Genomic DNA, 20,487 nt, shown 5'->3' on the forward strand with positions numbered 1-20,487 from the left:
CCGCCCCACGTGAGGCGGCCAGTTCGCTCACTCGGTCACTGTCCGGTCAGGGACCTCCAGAGGAAGCGGTAGCTGAGCGCGCGGACGAACGCCGCCTGCTTGTTGTCCGAGGCCGCGGCATGCCCGCCCTCGGTGTCCTCGAAGAACCAGACGTCGGGGATGTCCATCGCCTGCATGCGGGCGGCCATCTTCCGCGCCTGGACGGGGCCGACCCGGTCATCCGAGGTGGCCGTCCAGAAGAGGACGGGCGGATAGTCGGCGTCGGCGGCGAGGAGGTGGTACGGCGAGAATGTGCGGATGAACTCCCAGTCCTCCGGCACGTCGGGGTCACCGTATTCGGCCTTCCACGAGTAGCCGGCGCTCAGCTTCGTGTAGCGGCGCATGTCGAGCAGCGGCACGCCGCAGGAGACGGCGCCGAAGAGCTCAGGGTACTGCGTGAGCATGTTCCCGACGAGGAGGCCGCCGTTCGATCCTCCGGCGCAGCCGAGGTTCGCCGGGCGGGTGACGCCGCGGTCGATGAGGTCGCGGGCGACGGCGGAGAAGTCCTCGTAGGCGCGCATCCGGTTCTCGCGCATCGCCGAGGTGTGCCAAACCGGTCCGTACTCGCCGCCGCCGCGGATGTTGGCAAGCACGTAGACGCCCTTCCTGCCCGCTGGGAGCGACGCGTCGCCCGTCGTCTCCCGGCTCAGCCAGCCGAGGCCGACGATCGGCGAATAGACGGGGGTGCGGCTGACTTCGAATCCGCCGTAGCCGTCGAGGAGCGTCGGGTTGGCGCCGTCGAGGGTGAGTCCCTCCTCGGCGATCTGGAAGTACGGGATCCGGGTCCCGTCGGCGCTCGTCGCAAAGTGCTGTTCGACGCTGAATCCGTTTGCGGGGAAGAGCGCGGGCGAGGATTTGATGACGGCGGTGTCCTCGCGGTCGGCGTCTGCCGCATCGCGGTCGGCGTCTGCCGCGGTGCGGGCGCTGTCGAGGCTGCCGTAGGACAGCGTCGACGGGGTGAGGAACCCGGTGCTGACGAGCCAGAAGTCGTTGGCCGTCGCGTCGTCGTCGGGGTCGACGGGGCTGAGGCTGACCATGTGGTTCGCGGGCACTCCCGGCAGCGGCGTCGACGAGAAGTCATCGCCCGGGTCGAGGACGAGGAGTTCGGACTGGACGTCGTGGAGGAGTTCGAGGACAAGGAAGTCACGCGTCTTCGCCCACGACCGCAGGGCGGTGTGGCCATCGGGGGCGAAGATGACACGGGGTCGGATCGTGCCGGCCGTGACCTCGGCGGTGGGGGCGGCGGCCAGCCCGCCGGCGGGCACGACGATGCTCCCGGCATCCCAGGCCGTCTGCGGCCGGAAGAGCACGTAGTCGTCGTCGACGCCGACGGAGACGTCGGTCGGAACGTCGACGCTGATCCAGGCCTCCTCCCACGTCGCGGCGGTCGTCGGCAGGCTGCCGTCGTCGGCCCGGATGTCGTCGAGGTCGAGGAAGCTCAGCGTCGAGTTGAAGAAGTCGATGGCGTCGATGACGACGGCGCGGTCGCGGGTCCGCTGCTGCGGGGCGCCGACGTCGCTGCCGACGAAGATCGCGACGTGGTCGCGGGGCACTTCAGCGACGATGGGTGCCTCGGCGATCGCCTGCCCGCGGCGGAGGACACGTGCCTGGCGGGGGTAGGACGAGGTGGTCAGTGAGCCGGGTCCGGTGTCCGTGGCCACGAGGATCGTGTCGGCGTCGAGCCACGCGAAACGGGTCTTCGCGGCGGGAATGTCGAAGCCGTCGGCGACGAAGGTCTTCGTCTCGAGGTCGAATTCGCGCACTCGGTGGGCGTCGCCGCCGTCGGGCGAGAGCGACACGAGGGCCCGAGTGTGGTCGGGGCGCAACACCGAGGCACCCGCCCAGACCCACGGAATGCCTTCGGTGCGGGCGAGTTCGTCGACGTCGAGGAGGACATCCCACTCGGGGTCGGCGGTGCGGTAGCTGTCCCAAGTGGTACGGCGCCAGACGCCCTTCGGATGCTCTTTATCGCGCCAGAAATTGACGTAGTGGTCGCCGCGTTTGGTGACCATGGGGATCCGGTCGTCGGAGTCGAGGGCCGTGAGGATCTCGTCGGACATCTGGTCGAAGAGTCCGTCGCGGAAGTGGTCGAGGGTGGCAGCGTTCTGGTCGCGGACCCAGGCGAGCTGGTCATCGCCGTCGATGTCTTCGAGCCAGAGGTTCTCATCGTCGGGTTCGGGAGACTGGGCACTGGGTTCCGGCGAAGCACTGTTCATGCTTCCATCCTGCCAGCTCAGCGGGTCTCTTGCGACTCAGGTCACATGACTGCGCGGGGCCGGGCTCGGGTCACAGCGGCGGACGGTGCATGACGAGGCCGGGGCGGCCGTTGGGGGCCTGGGGTCCGTGTCCGAGCGCGGTGAAGCCGAGGCTTGCGTAGAGGCGGCGCGCGGGGCTGTCGATGTCATCCGTCTGCAGCCAGCAGCCGTAGCCGGCGATCGCGCTCAGCCAGGTCACGAGCGTGATGCGCCCGAGGCCGGAGGTCCGCAGCCGAGGGTCTCGGGCGAGGAGGTTGAGCGCGAACGTCCACTCGAGCGTCGGGGCGGCATCGCCGAGGCGGTCGCGGAGTTCGTAGGCCCATTCGTAGTTCTGCTCCTGCCATGCCCAGAAGTGGCCGTAGGCGATCGCGCGGAGTCTGCCGTCGCCGGCCGAGCGGACGAGGGCGGTGAGGACCTGGCCCTTGCGCACCGAGGCGTCGTAGACCTTCGCGAAGTGCGCCGCGTACTTCGGATCCTCGTTGAGCGGGGGTTCTGCGGCGGCGGCGCCGTAGAGTTCGCCGACTTCGTCCGGGGGCGGAAGCACGCCGTGCACGCCGACGGCCGATGCCACCGGCTCCCACGCATCGCCGAGGCCGCCGGGAAGCCCCCAGACGAGTTCGACAGGCAGTGTTGCGTCCGCGGCCGTCGGTGCCCCGGTCCCGGGAAGGTCGTTCATACTACAACCTTAACGACTTGAGTAGTCATTGCACTGAACACCAGGCAAACTGATGTCACAGTCCGGTGAGGGAATCGGCAGTGGACTGCGATCCGACATCGGGTTGCCGGTCGGCATTGGGCAGTCGGTCGACTGCCGCGGGTCATCAGGCACCTGTCCGCGCCGCGACGTCTCTGGCCAGCCGGGCTTCGACCGGGCTCTCCCCTGGCCGCCGACTCGCTCGCGGCGCTCATCGCCGCCGACCCGACGTAGCGCATCGACCATCCGGTGGCCGCTCTCGATCGTGGGGAGTCACGACAGACCCGTCCCCTCGAGTCAGTCCCGCGCTGAACTCATCGGTGATGCGCCATCTCGACTCCGACGACACCGGAACTGCTTCGACGATCTGCCAGATGACATGCGAGTTCGTCTGGTCCGAGACCTCTGACGTGACGCGTTCTCTCCCACGGGTCTCTGCTTCGCCCACGTTTCCCACACCGCCCGGGTCGCGGGCATGCGCTCGTTCGCCTGCGCGCTCGTCGCCGCGGGTCGGCTCGAGGGTGTGCCGTCGCTCGTCAGTGTGCTGCCGCCCCGTCTTCGGCTGCCGCTCCGCCTCTGGTTGCGCTCCGGCATCTTGTTTCCGTCCGGGGTCTGGTTGCGCGGCGGCACTCTTCCGCGCTCCGGCATCTGGTTGCCGCCCGGCGCCTGGTTGCGCGGCGGCACTCTTCCGCGCCCCGGCATCTGGTTGCCGTCCCACGCTGGATCTTCGGCTGTCGATCGGGCGGGTTCTCATTGTGTATCGGTGGCCGGTCGGCGTCGTGACGATGAGTTCTTCGGCGGTGGCGCGGTGCCGCCACCCCGCGAGCTCTTTCGTGTAATTGCAGGCGGCGCACAGTCCTGAAGCGTTGCCCCAGGTGGTGGCGCCGCCGTCAGCGACAGGCGTGGCATGGTCGACATGTCTGATCAGGGCGTCACACCACGGGGTCCGGCACACGTCATCGCGGACGAGGACCATCTGGCGCAGCAGGCCGCCGAACTCCCGGCGCTTCGAATCCATGGCGACGAGCTGACCATCCGCGGGTCGGGTGTAGAGCCGCCGCAGGAACACGCTCGCGTCGTTCTCGGCGATGAGCGACCGTGCCGCGCCGGCCGGAATCGGGCCGAATCCCGGCAGCCAGGCCGGGTCGTCACCGACGTCGAACATCGTCTCGTCGTTCATCACGACGAGCACGTCGAGCGGAACCGCCTCGGCGCTCTCCTGCCCGGTCACGCGCTCGACGAGCAGGTCTGCCATCGTCTGGCTCTGCGTGCTGCCACCGGATTCTCCGGTTCCCACCCGGGTTGCCGCGGATGTCGAGAGATTCGCGAATGCGGCGACGGCCTGCTGCATCGGCAGGAATGCCGTGAGGTAGGCCATGTTGCCCGGAGCCGGTCGAACGGTGACGCGGCGTTCGGTCGTGCAGTGATCGAGGTGGTCGACGGCCGCGACCTGGTCGAGCTTCTGTGCCAGCATCCGCACTTCGCTGCTGAGTCGCCCCACCCCCACCTCGGCGAGACGATCGGCCATCTGCGCATCGAGCTCCTGCTTCTTCTCCCGTGGCAGCCAGGAGGACTCCCGCGCGACCGCCTGGGCCTTCTCCTCCGAGATCTGTCCCTGCGACAGGGCCGAGTACGTGTGCGGCAGATCCATGAGCAGGGTGCGAGCGAATCCGATGAGCTTGCTGCCGCGCGCACGCGACACCTTGCGGGCGAGACCGACCTCCGCTCCCACTCCCCTGCCCTGACGTGCACTGGGCACACCGTCCTCGGCCTCCCGGTTGCGGCGATGCATGTCGAAGGTGAGGGCCTCACGTGCCTGGGCGGCAGCGGCGGCCGAGGTCAGCTCCTCGAGCGCGGTGATCCGCTCGATCGCCTCACGCTCAGTCGTCGCCGGAGGCAGAGCGGACAGCGCTTCGCGCCAGCGGACGATGTCCGCGATGACGTCTGACACGGTCTCCGACTCCATGACACAACCCTAGAGGTCGGTACTGACACGAGCCTGCCGAACGATGTCACCGCAGGTCAGGCCGCTTCCGCCGGATTCGGCGACGGGGCGCCCGACCACCCGGCTCAGACGAGCTTCTCCCCCGTCGTCTCCCGCGCGAGGAACCCCATGAGCACGACGGCGACGACGACGAGCACCCCGGTGAGGACGAACGTCGTGACGAGCCCGAGCACGGGCCACATGAACGCCCCGAAGACCAGAGGTGCGATGCCGGTGGCGATCCGGGACGCCGCTGACGCCCACCCGAAGCCGGAGCCGCGCAGCCGGGTCGGATAGAGCTCGGAGACGTAGGTGTAGAGCGTCGGGATGGCGATCTGGATGACGAATCCGAAGCCGATGATGCTCGCCTTCGCCGCAAAGCTCAGCTCCGATCCGGAGGCCTCGATGAAGACGGCCACGCACACGAGGAGGCCCGCCGAGACGATCGCCGTGACCCCGAGCACCAGTTTGCGTCCGAGGCGCTCGACGACGAGCGCGGAGACGACGACACCGAGGATGCCGACGGCGGTCATCGCACCGGTGACGAGGAAGGCCGCCTGGTCGCCGAGTCCCTGCTTCTTGAGGATCCCCGGCAGCCATGTCAGTACCGCGTAGTAGACAAGGAGGACGGAGACGAAGAGCGCCCACGACACCAGCGTCGTCTTCGCCGAGTACTGCCACAGCTGAACGAGCTGACCGCTGGCAGCCCGCAGCTGACCGCTGACGGAGGTGATGAGACCCGCAGAGTTCCCCTGCACGCCCGAGGAGTCCCCCGGGGTGCCCGCAGAGTTCCCCAGCACGCCCGAGGAGTCCCCCGGGGTGCCCGCAGAGTTCCCCCGCACGCCCGAGGAGTCCCCCGGGGTGCCCGCAGAGTTCCCCTCCATGCCCGCGGAGTCGCCCTGCCTGGCCGCCGCGCCCTCGCGCAGATCGACGATGTCAGTCCGGGTGCGGTCAGTCTGAATGCGATCAGTCTGAGTGCGGCGCCTGGTTTCCTCGCCGAGGCTGTCGTGGCCGTCGCTGGCGGACACCGCGGTCGGCACGTCGTGCGTCCAGGTCGTGACGTTCGCGCCTGTGCGCTTGACGAGTCTGGCGATGATGGCGTCGGCTTCGGCCGTGCGCCCGACCGAAGCGAGATAGAGGGGTGATTCGGGGATCCCGAACCGCACGGCGACCGTGAGCAGGGCGGGAATGATCATGACGAGCATGATGAGCCGCCAATCGCCCATGGTCAGCAGCCACGCGGAGACGAACGCGCACAGTGAGGCGCCGATCGGCCACCACCCGTCCATCGCGGTGAGGACGCGTCCGCGGTGCCGGCTCGGAGTGAACTCGCCGACGAGTGCGTAGTCGACGGGGATGCATCCGCCGAGCCCGAATCCGGCGAGGAACCGGAACGCGATGAACCACCCGAACTCGGGCGCGAAGGCTCCGGCGACGGTGAAGATCGAGAAGACGAGGAGCGTGAGTGTGAACGCCTTCTTGCGGCCGATGACATCGGCGATGCCGCCCCAGACGAAGGCACCGAGGGCCATGCCGATGAGGTTGGCCGTGGCGATCCACGCCGCCTCGCCGACGCTCAAATCCCAGTGCTCGCTGAGCAGGGGGATGAGGAAGCCGTTGAGGGCGACATCCCAGGCGTCGAACATGAAGCCGAGACCGCCGATGAGGAAGATCACGCCCTGCGTGTTCCATTTCCACGGCAGGTTTGCGATGACGTCGGAGGCAGTGGGCGTCGAGGTCGAGGCTGCGGCTGTCACGAGGACACAGTACAACGTTTAACGCACAGATGCGCAAAACATGCGTCGGGGCGAGATGCACCGAGGCGGACCCCGCTCGCGACCACGATGGTCAGCGAGCCGGCTCCGCCTCCGCAGAGCAGGTGGCGTTCGATGCCCGAGCGTCCGGATGTCGGAGCACCCGGGTACCCGATCGCCCGAATGTCGGCGCACCCGGGTACCCGGACACCCGACCTCCCGAGCGCCAGAGCCTCAGAGCGCCGCAGCGCCCGAGCCCCTCAGCGCCTCGAGTGCTCAGCTCCTCACGCGAGGCGCACGAGCCAGTTGTTCTTGTCCTCGGCGCGGCCGTACTGGATGTCGAGCAGCGCCTTGCGCAGCGCCATCGTCTTCTCTCCGGGCTCGTCGCCGTGGTCGATCGTGAACTCGTCGGACACGAGCTTGCCGATCGGCGTGATGACGGCGGCGGTGCCGCATGCGAACGCCTCGACGATGTCGCCGTTCTCCGCGCCCTCACGCCATTCGTCGATGGTGATCGGCCGCTCGACGGGTTCGAGGCCGAGGTCGGGTGCGAGGTCGAGCAAGGACCGCCGGGTCACACCGTCGAGGATCGTGTCGCTGAGCTCGGGGGTGAGCAGCTTGCCGTCCTTCGTCACGAGCATGAGGTTCATGCCGCCGAGCTCATCGATGTACTTGTGCTCCTCGGCATCGGTGAAGAGCACCTGCTGGCAGCCGTTATCCGCCGCCTCCTGCTGCGCGAGGAGGGAGGAGGCGTAGTTGCCGCCGCACTTCGCGAAGCCCGTGCCGCCGGAGCCGGCGCGGTTGAGCTTCTTCGACAGCCAGATCGAGACCGGCTTGATGCCGCCGGCGAAGTAGGGACCGGCGGGCGAGGCGATGACGTAGTAGTCGACCTCGTGGCTCGCCCGCACCCCGAGGAACCGCTCCGAGGCGATCATGAACGGACGCAGGTAGAGGCTCGACTCGTCACCGTCGGTGCCCGGCGTCGGCACCCACGCCTCATCCGTCGACACGAGTGCCTTGAGCGAGTTGATGAAGTCCTCTTCGCTCAGCTGCGGCAGCGCGAGGCGCTCGGCGGAGCGGTTGATGCGCACGGCGTTGCGGTCCGGGCGGAACGTCCACACCGAACCGTCGGCGTGACGGTAAGCCTTGAGGCCCTCGAAGATCTCCTGCGCATAGTGGAAGACCGCGGCCGCCGGGTCGAGGACGATCGGACCGTAGGGTTCGACCTGGTGGGCCTGCCACCCGTCCTCGTTCGTGTACCGGATGTGGGCCATGTGGTCGGTGAAGTACTGCCCGAACCCGGGATCCTTCTTGATGTCCTCGCGCACCAGCTCCGGCTGCGGCTGGATGTTCTTGAGGACGGCGAATTCAGTCATCAGAGCTTCTTTCCCAGTTGTGAGGCGTAACACGTCTCAGGGTAGTCCATCGGACGGCCCCGTCATCCATCGGGGGTCGACTCCCACTTCGCCGAGGCGGGGCTTCCCTCCGCGGCGAGGTGGCCTGTCGTCCCGGTGGGCCCGAACGACCCCTCCCCGCGGGCCCGAACGACCCGTCTCGGCGGGCCCGGACGACGCGCTCAGTTGCCCGGTTCACCCCAGTCGGGCGGCGATCGCGTCCCCCACCTCGGCGGTGGTCCGCGAGGTGCCGTCGCGCTCGGCGAGGTCGGCCTCGACGGCGGCCTCGATCGCGGCGGCCACGGAATCGAGTCCGAGGTGGGAGGCCATGAGCGCTCCCGAGAGGATCGACGCGGTGGGGTCGGCGATCTGCTTGCCGGCGATGTCCGGCGCCGAACCGTGGATCGGTTCGAAGAGGCTCGGCGCGGTGCCCTCGACGTTGAGGTTGCCCGAAGCGGCCAGGCCGATTCCCCCGGTCACCGCGGCGGCGAGGTCGGTGAGGATGTCACCGAAGAGGTTGTCGGTGACGATGACGTCGTAGCGCTCGGGGTCGGTGACCATGTAGATCGTGCACGCATCGGTGTGCTCGTAGTTGACGGCCACCTCGGGGAACTCCTCCCCGACCTTCTCGACGACGCGACGCCACAGGTGCCCGGCATGGACCATGACGTTGTGCTTGTGGACGTAGGTGAGCTTCTTCCGCCTGGCCTGCGCACGCTCGAAGGCATCGCGCACGGCCCGCTCGACGCCGTACCAGGTGTTGACCGACACCTCGGTCGCGACCTCGTGCGGGGTGTCCGTGCGCACCGAGCCGCCCATGCCGGTGTACGAGCCCTCCGTGCCCTCGCGGACGACGACGAAGTCGATCGCGGGACGGGCGGCGAGCGGGCTCTCGACGCCGGCGAAGAGCTTCGCGGGACGGAGGTTGACCGCGTGGCCGAGCCCGAAGCGCATCTTGAGGATGACCCCGCGCTCGAGGACGCCCGACGGCACACTCGGGTCGCCGCACGCGCCGAAGAAGATCGCATCATGGTCGCGCAGGGCCGCGAGTTCGTCATCGGTGAGCGTCTCGCCCGTCTCGTGCCAGCGCTTGGCCCCGACCTCGTAGTCGGTGAGCTCGAGGGCGACCGGCTCCCCGGAGACCTCGATCGCGCGCTGGAGGACCTTGAGCCCCTCCGGCACGACCTCGGTGCCGATTCCGTCGCCGGGCATGACCGCAATGGAGTACGTCTTCATGCCCGCCAGACTAGAGTGCATCTCATCATGCAACCAGCCCATATCAGTATGTGAAACGACCGCTCAGGTGCCCACCGATCCTCCCACAGGTCCGAACGTGGACAATTTCACGTCTCAAACTTCGTCTGCGGCTACAAATTCCTTGGTCGACCGACGAAAATGGTGGTCAGCCGTCGCGACTCGAGCGCGACCGCAGACTCGCCGACTCACCGCTTCCGAGAGAAAGTCGATCCTTGACAGAAACGATCCGCAATCGTCGCGCCGCCTCCCTCCCCGCCAAGCTGTCCCGCTCGTGGCTGCTCGTCAATGCGGCGAAGGAGGCCCTGTTCGCACCCGCACAGGCGTCCGAGGCCGATTCTGTCATCTTCGACCTCGAGGCCTCGGTGGCCGAGGACAAGAAGCTCGAGGCCCGCGACAACGTCGTCCGCGCGCTCGAGTCCGGCATGTCGGCGTGGGTGCGCATCAACAAGATGGAGTCGGAGTTCTGGGACGACGACCTTGCGGCCGTCGCGATGCTGCCCGGTCTGCGCGGGGTCATGCTGCCGGAGACCGAGCGCCCCGAACAGGTCTCCTACACCGCGATGCGCGCGAAGGCCGGACTGCCCGTGCTCGCGCTCCTCGAATCGGCCCGCGGCGTCGAGAACGCGACGAAGATCGCCGAGGCGCCCGGCACCTTCCGCCTCGCCTTCGGCACGAACGACTTCCGCAAGGACACCGGTTTCTCCGGTGACCCGATGGCGCTCGCCTACGCCCGGTCGCGCCTGACCATCGCCTCGCGCATGGGCGGTTTGCCCGGCGCGATCGACGGCCCCTCGGCCGCCGATGCCAGCGACGAGCAGGTGCGCGAGGACGCCGACGTCACCCACAACATGGGCATGACGGGCAAGCTCGTGCTGGGCATCGACCAGGTCAACGCCCTCAACGAGGCGATGAGCCCGAGCGAGGACGAGCGCACGTGGGCCCGCCAGATGCTCGCGGCGGCCGAAGGCGGCACGGAGATCACCGACGGCTCCTACCTGCCGCGTCTGGCGCGCGCGAAGAAGATCGCCTCGCTCGCCGACACCTACGGTCTCTGGAACGCCTGATCAGCGCCGATGCACCCGGGGCCGGGCAGCCGGCCCCGCGCTCCCGTCCGCCTTTCCCGGGACCGTCCGAGGTCGCCCCCACACCGCGGTGGGCGCTGTGGTCGGTGCTGCCGGCCATGCTCCTCGTCGGCGCGTTCGGCCTCTGGCTGCGCCTGACCCGCACCGGTCCGACCCCGCTCGATGTGTGGTGGGCCCACCTGGTCAAGGTGCCCCTCGACTCCGTGCCGTACTGGGTCGCGGTCACCCTCGCCGAGGTGGGCGGCGGCAATGGGGCGATGATGTGCACGGCACTGGCTGCCGCGATCTTCATCCTGTTGCGCCGGTTCCGCGCCGCTGTCGTCATCGTCACGACGATGCTGCTCGGCGTCGGCCTCTCCGAGCTCATCAAGCTGCTCGTCGAGCGGGCACGCCCGGGCGATCAGCTCTACTCGTCGCTGGGCTATTCCTATCCCTCCGGTCATTCGATGGGCGCGGCGGCGCTGGCCTTCGGGCTCGCGCTCATCGTCACGCGGGCGGCGACGAGCACCCGCGCCGATCCCCTGCGACTCCACTTCCACTGGTCGCTGCTGCTCGCCGCAGGCTGGGTGCTCGCAATGATGTGGTCGCGCACCGCACTCCAGGTCCACTGGCTCACCGACACGATCGCCGGCGTCCTCGTCGGGCTCACCGCCGCGATCCTCGCCGATGCCCTGTGGACGTGGATCGGCGTGCGCACCCGCTCACCCCTGCTGCTCCGTTAGGCGCTCTCCGCTAGCCCCTCCCGGCAGCGCCGAGCACATCGAGGGCGGCGCTGACCGTCTGCGCGACGAGGCGGTCGTCGATCGGGGGCAGGCCGGGGAGGACGAGGCGCATGAGGAGAGGCCCGGTGAGCAGATCGGCGAGCCAGTCGGGGTCGGCACCGGGGGCGATCTCGCCGCGGTCGACGGCGCGGGCGAGGATGACCTGCGTGAATTGCCGCCGCGGTGAGAGGTAGGAGTCGAAGAACGCCGCCGCGCCGGACACATCGCCGGCGATGTCAGCGGCCCATCCGGCGAAGCCGCGGGTGACGACGGGGTCGGTGAAGAGCCGCTGCTGGCGAGCCTGCACCTCAGCGAGGTCGCCGGCGAGGCTGCCGGTGTCGATGTCGGTGTCCGTGCCGTGGCGGGCGGCGAGCACGAGCGGCACCACCTCGGCGAGATTGCGGAACCGACGGTAGAAGGCGGGCTTGTTCGTTCCCGCGCGCTCGACGACGAGGTCGACGGTGACGGACGCGTATCCGCGTTCGATGACGAGATCGGTGAGGGCGCTGACGATCTCGGATTCCGTTGCGCTCTTGCGCGGGCGACCGGTTCGGCTCATAGTGTAACCAATAGTAACGTTAATCAGCGCGGACGACCCCCGGTCGCCGGTGAGGGGATCCCATGTACAAGCGCATCGTCAAGGCCCGCATCCGCGCGGTCTTCGATCAGATCAGCCGCGGCGAGGTCATGCCCATGGTCGACAGCCTCGCCCCGCGGTTCGTCTACGTCTTCCACGGCGACCATGCGCTCGGCGGTCGGCGCACCACCCGGGAGGCGATGATCCGCTGGTGGGAGCGGGTGGGGAGCATCCTGCCAGGCGCCCGGTTCGCCGTCGACGACGTCATCGTCGACGGCGGACCGTGGCACACGCGGATCGCTGTGCGCACCCGCGTCTCGGGCGCACTGCCCGGCGGCGGCCGCTACGAGAACACGATGTTCCAGTTCCTCACCCTGCGGTGGGGACGGATCACCGCGGTCGAGACGCTGGAGGACCTGCAGGTCCTGCAGCGGGCGCTCGCCGAGGTGGCCGCCGCGGGCAATCCGGACGCCGCGGCCGCACCGATCTCGGACTCGCCCTGACCGGCACGTCGGCCTCAGTGCGCGCCGACGGCGTCGAAGCGCGCACCCTCCGGCTTCGCCTCGAGCAGCATGAAGACGAGGACGATGAGCGGTCCGGCGAACGGGACGAGGGCGATGAAGAGCAGCGGCCCGGGCATGTTGACGTCGTGGAGACGACGGACCATGAGCGCGAGCAACGGCACGATGACGGCGAGGAAGACGACGACGAGGAGCACGAGGCCGAGCCAGATGAGGATCGCCGCCGGCGCATGGTTCATGATGCCCGGGGGCTGCTCGAAGGTGATCGCCTCACCGGTCGACGGGTCGACACCGAGTTCGGTGACCTTGGGGTTCGCAGCCGCCCACGCGAAGCCGATCGACATTCCGATGACGACGAGCGCATAGGGGATCGCCATGGCGATGGCGACGAACAGGTAGACCCACCAGAACTCGCTGCGCGAGGCGCGGCCGGAGAACACCGAGTACTTCTTGACGAAGCGGGCCAGCGCCTGCTTCGGACGGGCACCGCGCAGCGGCAGCGCCAGATCGCCGAGGCCGCCGGCAGCGGCCGTGCCGGCCGCCGGGGCCTGGTGGGTGTCCTGCCCGGGGACGGGCAGAGGGGACTGAGGGGAGTTGGTCATGAGGTTCCTTCATGGAGTGGAACCGGCCCGACGCAGGCCACCCGAGGACGACCAGCGCTGGACCGGCGATGGTCGATGCAGTCACCGAGGGATTCGATGTGCGCTGACCATCATAGCGGTGCCCCGCACCCGCCTGCGCGAATTCGGGGCACCGAGGCGTCTGTGACGGTCTCGCTCAGTCCTCGTCGAGCGAGACCGCGGAGAACGCCGAGGCGTTGACGGCGCCGGCGACGGCCCGCACGACCTCCTCGGGCACCGCCGAATCGACGGCCATGACCGAGAGCGCCTCGTTGTCCTCCGAGGACGGTGAGACCTGCATGCCCGCGATGTTGATCTCGTTGGCACCGAGCGCGAGCCCGAGCTGACCGATGATGCCCGGACGATCCTCGTAGCGGAAGATGAGGAGGTTGTCGGTGAGCTCGATCTCGAGATCGAAGCCGTCGACCTCGGTGAGCTTCTGCACGAGCCTCGGGCCCGTCACGGTGCCGGCGACGGTGATCCGCTGACCGTCCCCGGTCGTCGCGGTCAGGCGCGTGATGTTGCGGAACGATTCGCAGTAGGGATCGGTCGTCAGTTCGACCCCGATCCCCCGCTCCTCGGCGAGCAGCGGGGCGTTGACATAGGAGACCTGGTCGGAGACGACGTCCTTGAACAGGCCCTTGAGCGCCGAGAGCTTGAGGACGGAGACGTCCTTGTCGGCGATCTCGCCGTTGACCTCGACCTTGAAGTGCGTGACCGAGGATTCGGCGAGCGCGTTGACGACCCGGCCGAGGCGCTCGGCGAGCGGAATGCCGGGACGGACGTCCTCGTGGATCGCCCCGCCCGCGACGTTGACGGCGTCGGGGACGAGCTCACCGGCGAGCGCCTTGCGCACGGACTTCGCGACCGCGACCCCGGCCTTCTCCTGGGCTTCGGCCGTCGACGCGCCGAGGTGGGGCGTGACGTTGACGGCGTCGAGCTCCATGAGCGCAGACGGCTCGGGCGGTTCGACGTTCCACACGTCGATGCCGGCGCCTCCCACGGTGCCCGCAGCGACCGCCTCGGCGAGGGCCTCCTCATCGATGATGCCGCCGCGGGCGACGTTGATGAAGCGGGCGCCGGGCTTCGCGAGCGCGAACTGCTCGGTGCTGATCATGCCGATCGTCTCGGGCGTCTTGGGCATGTGGACGGTGACGAAGTCGGAGACCGCGAGCAGCCCGGGCAGGTCGACGACCTCGACGCCCATCTGCGCGGCGCGCGCCTGCGTGATGTAGGGGTCGTAGCCGACGAGGCGCATCCCGAAGGCCTTCGCGCGTTCGGCGACGAGCCCGCCGATGCGTCCGAGGCCGATGATGCCGAGCGTCTTCTCGTAGAGTTCGACGCCGGTGAACTTCGAACGCTTCCACTCCCCCGCCTTGAGCGAGGTGTTGCCGGCGCCGAAGTACCGCGCCGAGGCGAGGATGTGGGCCATCGTCAGCTCGGCGGCGGAGATGATGTTCGATGTCGGGGCGTTGACGACCATGACACCCGCCGAGGTGGCGGCCGGGACGTCGACATTGTCGAGGCCGACGCCGGCGCGAGCGATGACCTTGAGGTGCGCAGCCGCGGCGATCGCCTCGGCGTCGACCTGGGTGGCCGAGCGGACGAGGATCGCATCGGCGTCGACGATGTCGGTGAGCAGGCGGGAGCGGTCAGCGCCGTCGGTGTGACGGATCTCGAAGTCCCCTCCGAGTGCGTCGATGGTGGCCGGTGACAGGTTTTCGGCGATGAGCACGATGGGCTTGGGCACTGAGTTACTCCTTCAGGGATCCGGGACGGGCTCATCATATGAGACTGAGTGAAAACCTTCACAAGGTCTCAGGATCTGGGAACACCGTCCGCACCCCGAGCGGGCTGGGCGCCTCGAGCACCCCGGGCCACCCCCGGCGTCAGAATCCGTTCGGCGAGTACGGCATCCGCTCGAGGCCGAACATCGACTTCGCCTGGACGGCGGCTCCCGGCACGTTCTCCTCGATGCGACCGGCACGCACGAGGATGACCGGGTCCGCCCCGCCGAAGTAGAGGGAGCCGAGTTCGGCGATGCCGAGGCTGAGGTCGGCCGGCGTCGACTCCGAGACCGTCTCGACCGTGGCGCTCTGCCCGTCGGAGGTGAGCCGGAAGCGTCCCCCGGTGAGCTCCTGCGGGTCGTCGATGTCGAGGACGAGGGTGCCCGGGACGAACCATGCGCGGGCCTCGAGCGCGGCCCTGACGTCGAGGATCCGGATCCAGATGTTGTCCTCCGTCGACGTCGTCTTCACGCGGCGGGAGTCGGTGAGCAGCCACGGCAGCGGTGAGTCCTCGGCGGATTCACCGAACTTCACCCGGGTCGAGAGGTCGATCGCGGCGAGGAAGGACCACAGTGAGGCGTAAGCGGCGTCGGTGACCGCGACGAAGTCGATGAGCTCGATCGTCGGCGGGGTCGTCGACCAGCCCGCGAACTTGTAGGAGACGTAGCCGTCGGGTTCGCCGTCCTCCCCGAAGTGCAGGGCCGCGCGGACTCCGCGATCGGCCTCACCGGTCTCGGTGTTGAGCGCGCCGGTGGCCCGTTCGACGTAGGTCTGCTGCCGTTCCATCGCCCCCGGCGAGGTCTTCATGAACTCGCCGTAGATCTTCGGCGCGAGTTCGCGCAGGACGCTCGGCAGGCACATCTCCACCCGCCGGTCGGGTTCGCGGATCATCTGGAATCCCGGCGAGGTGTCGACCTCGATCGCGTGCGACCACGTCGCCACCCCGAAGCCGTAGCGGGAATAGATCCCGCCCTCGGTCGCGGTCAGGGCCGCGAACGGGTAGCCGGCTGCCTTCGCCTCGGCGAGGTCCGTGGTGATCATCGACCGGAGCAGTCCGCGGCGGCGATGGGTGGGCCGCACCGTCACCCACGTGATGAGGTGCGCGGGCACGAGCCGCCCGGCGCCGACGTTGACGAGCTTCTCGAACCACGCGAAGGTCGCGACGGGGATGTCGGCGTCGAGCGCATAGTCGTATTCGGCGTCGGCGTAGACCGCGGTGAGACGGCGATCGTCGTCGATCGCCCGCTGCACCCGGGCCTTGAGCGCCGCATCGGTCGACCGGGAGTCGTGGAACCCCACGCTCGTCGACGCGAAGTAGCCCTTCGTCCTGGCATCCGGCTCCCCCGTGGACTCGTCGAAGGCGGGAGTGAAGCTCTCGAATCGGTAGTTCGTCACGGTGTCGTCTTCCTCGAGTCGGCCAGGGTTCCCTGCCTGCGACTCTAGCACCGGGGCCCCTGGTGACGAACGGAGCAAACTGCGCTACTGTCACGGAACTTCATGAGTTTGCGCAGACGACGATCAGGCGCATAATTGTTGAGCAGTTCGGCGATCCCGAACGCGACCGAGCCCACCGTCCGACCGACCACGAATCGAAGGACCACGATGACAGCAGCCCCGCCCGAGCGGCCGGGACGCGCGCCCCGCACAGACACCGTCTGGGCGCGGCTCAAGCGCTCCCGACCAGCGATGATCGGCCTCGGGCTCGTCGTGTTCTTCGTCCTCCTCGCCGTCCTCGCCCCGGTGTTCGCGGCCCTGACCGGCAACAGCCCCTACGCCTACAACCCGGAGCTGCTCGCACCCGACACCGCTCCGGCCGGCCCGCTCGGCGGGATGAGTGCTCAACACTGGTTCGGTGTCGAGCCCCGCACCGGGCGTGATCTCTTCGCGATCGTCTCCTACGGCGCGCAGGTCTCCCTGCTCATCGGACTCGCCGCGACGCTCGTCTCCGTCATCGTCGGCGTGGCGATCGGACTCATCGCCGGCTTCTACGGGCACCTCGCCGATCGACTGCTCTCCCGGTTCACCGACATCGTCTTCGGCTTCCCGTTCCTCATCTTCGCCATCGCGCTCTCAGCGACCGTGCCCGCGAGCTTCCCGCGCCCGCTCCTGCTCATCCTCGTCATCGGCTTCTTCGGCTGGCCGCCGGTCGCCCGCGTCGTCCGCAGCGAGACGCTCTCACTCAAGGAGCGCGGGTTCGTCCGCGCCGCCGCCGCGCAGGGCACGAGCAGCGCGCGCATCCTCGTCCGCGAGATCCTCCCGAACCTCGCCGCGACGATCATCGTCTTCACGACCGTGTCGATTCCCGGCAAGATCGGCGCCGAGGCGGCTCTGTCCTTCCTCGGCGTCGGCGTCAACCCGCCCACGCCGTCGTGGGGACGGTCGATCTCCGATGCGATCTCCTGGGTCCAGGTCGACCCGATGTACCTCATCTTCCCCGGCATGGCGCTCTTCCTCGTCACGCTCGGGTTCAACATGTTCGGCGACGGACTCCGCGACGCCCTCGATCCCACCGCCGAACAGGGCCCCGACCGCAGTGCCGACCGGAGCCCGGACCGCGGCCCCGACACCCCGAAGATCGACCCGATGAGCGCAGGAGGCCAGCCGTGAACCGCGTGAAGTTCGCCGCGTCCCGGATCCTCGGGGCCGTCGTCGTCCTCATCATCATCGCCGCCGCGTGCTTCGCGATCTTCTACCTCATGCCCACCAATCCCGCTCAGCTCTCGTGCGGCAAGCCCTGCTCCCCCGAGCGCCTCGCCGAGGTCGAGGCCTACCTCGGCGTCGACCAGTCGTGGTGGAAGCAGCTCTTCGACTTCCTCGCCGGCATCATCGGCGGGCGCACCTTCGGCGAGGGGGCGGCGGCGATCCACTGCAATGCCCCGTGCTTCGGGTACTCGTTCCGGCTGCGGGACTCGGTGACGAACCTCATCCTCCAGCGGCTGCCGATCACCGTCTCCCTCACCCTCGGCGCCGCGGTGCTCTGGGCGATCGGCGGGATCGCGGCAGGACTCATCGCCGCACTTAGGCGGGGTCGGTTCACCGACTCCGCGGTGATGGGGGCGGCGATCACGGGAATCTCCGCACCGACGTACCTGCTCGGCCTCCTCGGCGTCCTCCTCTTCGGGTTCACCCTCAACGTCCTCCCGATCGGCGGCTACGTCCCGCTCACAGAGAACCCCTTGATGTGGGCCTTCCACCTCATCCTGCCGTGGATCGTGCTCGCGATCGCCAACGGCGCGATCTACGCGCGGCTCACCCGCGGGCAGATGCTCGACGTGCTCAGTCAGGACTACATCCGCACGGCCCGTGCGAAGGGCCTGAGCGAGGCCGTCGTCGTCGGCAAGCACGGTCTGCGCAACCTCGTCGTGCCGCTGACGACGCTGTTCGCCATCGACATCGGCGGCCTGCTGGGCGGAGCGGTGATCACGGAGAAGGTCTTCGCCCTCGGCGGGGTCGGCACCCTGCTGCTCGAGTCGGTGTCGAGCCTCGACATCCAGGTCATCGTCGGCGTCACCCTCTTCGCCGCCGCCGTCGTCATCGTCGCGAACCTGCTCGCGGATCTCAGCTACTCGATCCTCGACCCGCGGATCGGAGCACGCGCATGATCCCGCACTGTCCCAGCCCACGGCTGCCAGCCCACAGCTCCTCCTGACCCTCTCTCCGCTCAACTCACGCAGCTCAACTCATGCAAAGGACCATCATGAAGCGCTTCGGCCTCCTCGCCGCCACCCTCGCCCTGGGCCTCGTCCTCACCGGGTGCAACGCGAATCCCGAACTCAACGACGACTCCCCGGGCAACACTCTCGGCGAGACGCAGAAGGGCGGGACCCTCAACATCTTCTCCGAGGACCCCGACATCGACTTCGACCCTGGCAAGAGCCAGGGGCTCGCGATCACCTCGCTCTCCCTCGTCCACCGCCGGCTGACGACGTGGGACATCCAGCCGGACAAGCCGGGCAAGGTCGTGCCCGACCTCGCCACGGACACCGGCACAGTCAGCGACGACGGCAGAACGTGGACGTTCACGCTCAAGGACGGGCTGAAGTTCGAGAACGGCGACCCGATCACGACCGCCGACATCAAGTACGGCATCGAACGGTCGTTCTCCACTGAGCTCTCAGGCGGACTGAGCTACCACAAGGGCCTCATCGAGGGCGGCGACGACTACGCCGGCCCGTTCACCGGGGACGACCTCGAATCGATCGAGACGCCGGATGAGAAGACGATCGTCTTCCGCCTCAACTCGACGTTCGGCGACTTCCCGTGGATCGTCTCGATGCCCGCCTTCTCCCCCGTTCCCGAAGGCAGCGACGACCCCGGCACGTACGGCCTCGATCCCGTCGCCTCGGGACCGTACAAGGTCGAGTCGAACCAGTCCGGCGCCGAGGCGGTGCTCACCCGCAACGACCAGTGGAATGAGGAGACCGATCCGGTCCGCACGGCCGGGCCCGACCAGGTCGTGTTCAAGCTCGGTCAGGACGCCTCGGTGACCTCGCAGGCGCTCATCTCCGACTCCGGGGACGCGAAGAACGGGTTCTCCGCGAGCTTCGTGCCCGCCTCGCAGCTCGCGCAGGTCCAGAACGATCCGAACGCGAAGTCCCGGCTCGTCACCTCGGGGCCCGGCGCCCTGTCCTACCTCGCGATGAACAACGAGCGGGAGGGACTCAAGGACCCCAAGGTGCGGCAGGCGATCAACTACGCCGTCGACAAGAACACGTACCGGATCGCCGGCGGCGGTGAGATCTCCGGTGACTATGCGACGACGCTCATCACCCCCGGCATCCCCGGACGCGTCGACTACGACCTCTACCCGGCCGGTCCCGGCGGTGACGTCGAGAAGGCGAAGTCGCTCCTTGCGGAGTCCGGTGCCGACCTCGGCACTCTGCGGCTGCTGACGAAGAACTCCGCCACCGACGTCGCCCAGGCCGAGGCGATCCAGCAGGCGCTGGCCCGCGTCGACATCACCGTCGAGATCAGGTCCGTCGACACGAACACGTTCTCCGCCGACGCGACGAACGACGAGGGCGACTACGACCTCGCACTGACCTCATGGCAGCCGGACTACCCCTCGGCGTTCGGCAACATCCAGCCGCTCTTCGACTCCTCGCAGATCGGCGGCGGCAACTACAACATCTCCCGCTACTCCAACCCCGAGGTCGACGACCTCATCCAGCAGGCCACCGAGACCGTCGACGCGGCCGCGGCCGAGAAGATCTGGGCCGAAGCCGACAAGCGGATCATGGAGGACGCGCCGATCGTGCCGCTGACGTACAACCGGAACTCGTTCCTCCACGGCTCGAACGTCGAGAACTTCATCATCGGCGAGTTCCCGGCCTACCCCGTGTACTTCAAGGCCTCGCTGAAGGGCTGAGCCGATGAGCGCGACCACCCCCGCCCTGAGCTACCGCGACTACTCGGTGTCCTTCGGTTCCCGCACCGTCACCCGGGACGTGTCCTTCGACCTCGTGCCCGGGTCGATCCTCGCCCTCGTCGGCGAATCGGGGTCGGGGAAGTCGGTCACCGCGCTCGCCCCGCTCGGCCTCGTGCCCGGTGCGCGCCAGGCCGGATCCGTGAAGCTCTGGGATCCCGCCGGCCCGGCCGGTGGCGGGGTGGGGCTGACCGGGGCGATCGAGCTCGTCGGACTCGACCCCGCGGGGCTGCGTCCGATCCGCGGCGAGCGGATCGGCGTCGTCTTCCAGGAGCCGATGAGCGCGTTCAATCCGATGTTCCGGGTCGGCCATCAGATCGCCGAGGCGTTCCGGGCC

The 20,487-nt window shown here is 68.7% G+C and carries 17 protein-coding genes; 7 read left to right on the plus strand and 10 right to left on the minus strand.

Annotated features, from left to right (window positions below):
* Window positions 1-35: 35 nt before the first annotated feature.
* The 6 genes from FFS20_RS13120 to FFS20_RS13145 form a co-directional block, all read right to left on the minus strand.
* Window positions 36-2,255 (minus strand): prolyl oligopeptidase family serine peptidase, encoded by a 2,220-nt coding sequence (locus FFS20_RS13120; RefSeq protein WP_137826287.1) that lies wholly within the window; start codon window positions 2,253-2,255, stop codon window positions 36-38.
* Between the two features lie 70 nt (window positions 2,256-2,325).
* Entirely contained in the window at window positions 2,326-2,970 is a 645-nt protein-coding gene (locus tag FFS20_RS13125) for a hypothetical protein (RefSeq protein ID WP_137826288.1), read from the minus strand.
* A gap of 229 nt (window positions 2,971-3,199) precedes the next feature.
* The gene (locus FFS20_RS13130) at window positions 3,200-4,954 is read right to left on the minus strand and encodes a DUF222 domain-containing protein (protein ID WP_249356845.1); all 1,755 of its coding nucleotides are present in this window, start codon (window positions 4,952-4,954) and stop codon (window positions 3,200-3,202) included.
* 104 nt (window positions 4,955-5,058) lie between these two features.
* Window positions 5,059-6,618, minus strand: coding sequence for an MFS transporter (locus tag FFS20_RS13135; RefSeq protein WP_249356846.1), 1,560 nt, complete (start codon window positions 6,616-6,618; stop codon window positions 5,059-5,061).
* A gap of 392 nt (window positions 6,619-7,010) precedes the next feature.
* Window positions 7,011-8,102 (minus strand): branched-chain amino acid aminotransferase, encoded by a 1,092-nt coding sequence (locus FFS20_RS13140; RefSeq protein ID WP_137826290.1) that lies wholly within the window; start codon window positions 8,100-8,102, stop codon window positions 7,011-7,013.
* A 213-nt stretch (window positions 8,103-8,315) separates the two neighbouring features.
* Window positions 8,316-9,356 (minus strand): 3-isopropylmalate dehydrogenase, encoded by a 1,041-nt coding sequence (locus FFS20_RS13145; protein ID WP_137826291.1) that lies wholly within the window; start codon window positions 9,354-9,356, stop codon window positions 8,316-8,318.
* 233 nt (window positions 9,357-9,589) lie between these two features.
* On the opposite strand from FFS20_RS13145, the gene FFS20_RS13150 reads away from it, so the two are divergent.
* Both FFS20_RS13150 and FFS20_RS13155 read left to right on the plus strand, forming a co-directional pair.
* Window positions 9,590-10,441: a CoA ester lyase gene (locus FFS20_RS13150; protein WP_137826292.1), complete on the plus strand. Its 852-nt coding sequence runs from the start codon at window positions 9,590-9,592 to the stop codon at window positions 10,439-10,441.
* A gap of 116 nt (window positions 10,442-10,557) precedes the next feature.
* Entirely contained in the window at window positions 10,558-11,181 is a 624-nt protein-coding gene (locus tag FFS20_RS13155; RefSeq protein WP_137826293.1) for a phosphatase PAP2 family protein, read from the plus strand.
* Window positions 11,182-11,191: 10 nt separating this feature from the next.
* Here the strand turns inward: FFS20_RS13155 and FFS20_RS13160 are convergent, their stop codons facing one another.
* The gene (locus FFS20_RS13160; RefSeq protein ID WP_137826294.1) at window positions 11,192-11,779 is read right to left on the minus strand and encodes a TetR/AcrR family transcriptional regulator; all 588 of its coding nucleotides are present in this window, start codon (window positions 11,777-11,779) and stop codon (window positions 11,192-11,194) included.
* Window positions 11,780-11,841: 62 nt separating this feature from the next.
* Here FFS20_RS13160 and FFS20_RS13165 point away from each other — a divergent pair, with 62 nt between their 5' ends.
* Window positions 11,842-12,300 carry a nuclear transport factor 2 family protein gene (locus tag FFS20_RS13165; RefSeq protein WP_137826295.1) on the plus strand — a complete coding sequence of 153 codons (459 nt, stop codon included), beginning with the start codon at window positions 11,842-11,844 and terminating at the stop codon, window positions 12,298-12,300.
* 14 nt (window positions 12,301-12,314) lie between these two features.
* On the opposite strand, the gene FFS20_RS13170 is transcribed toward FFS20_RS13165, so the two are convergent.
* The 3 genes from FFS20_RS13170 to FFS20_RS13180 form a co-directional block, all read right to left on the minus strand.
* Window positions 12,315-12,920 carry a DUF805 domain-containing protein gene (locus FFS20_RS13170; RefSeq protein WP_137826296.1) on the minus strand — a complete coding sequence of 202 codons (606 nt, stop codon included), beginning with the start codon at window positions 12,918-12,920 and terminating at the stop codon, window positions 12,315-12,317.
* 175 nt (window positions 12,921-13,095) lie between these two features.
* Window positions 13,096-14,688, minus strand: a complete 1,593-nt coding sequence (serA, locus tag FFS20_RS13175) for a phosphoglycerate dehydrogenase (protein ID WP_137826297.1) — start codon at window positions 14,686-14,688, stop codon at window positions 13,096-13,098.
* Between the two features lie 139 nt (window positions 14,689-14,827).
* Window positions 14,828-16,120 carry a GNAT family N-acetyltransferase gene (locus tag FFS20_RS13180; protein WP_137826298.1) on the minus strand — a complete coding sequence of 431 codons (1,293 nt, stop codon included), beginning with the start codon at window positions 16,118-16,120 and terminating at the stop codon, window positions 14,828-14,830.
* A 207-nt stretch (window positions 16,121-16,327) separates the two neighbouring features.
* On the opposite strand from FFS20_RS13180, the gene FFS20_RS13185 reads away from it, so the two are divergent.
* From FFS20_RS13185 to FFS20_RS13200, 4 genes are all read left to right on the plus strand, one after another.
* On the plus strand, window positions 16,328-17,332 hold the full coding sequence (locus FFS20_RS13185) for an ABC transporter permease (RefSeq protein ID WP_137826299.1): 1,005 nt from the start codon (window positions 16,328-16,330) through the stop codon (window positions 17,330-17,332).
* The gene (locus FFS20_RS13190) at window positions 17,329-18,327 is read left to right on the plus strand and encodes an ABC transporter permease (RefSeq protein ID WP_137826300.1); all 999 of its coding nucleotides are present in this window, start codon (window positions 17,329-17,331) and stop codon (window positions 18,325-18,327) included. Before FFS20_RS13185 ends, FFS20_RS13190 begins: the two co-directional genes overlap by 4 nt.
* Window positions 18,328-18,422: 95 nt before the next feature.
* Window positions 18,423-20,093 (plus strand): ABC transporter substrate-binding protein, encoded by a 1,671-nt coding sequence (locus FFS20_RS13195; RefSeq protein WP_137826301.1) that lies wholly within the window; start codon window positions 18,423-18,425, stop codon window positions 20,091-20,093.
* A 4-nt stretch (window positions 20,094-20,097) separates the two neighbouring features.
* Window positions 20,098-20,487 (plus strand): ATP-binding cassette domain-containing protein (locus tag FFS20_RS13200; protein ID WP_137826302.1); only part of this gene is annotated, 390 nt, incomplete at its 3' end.

It is taken from the genome of Brevibacterium sp. 2SA (assembly GCF_005502845.1).
Classification (GTDB): domain Bacteria; phylum Actinomycetota; class Actinomycetes; order Actinomycetales; family Brevibacteriaceae; genus Brevibacterium.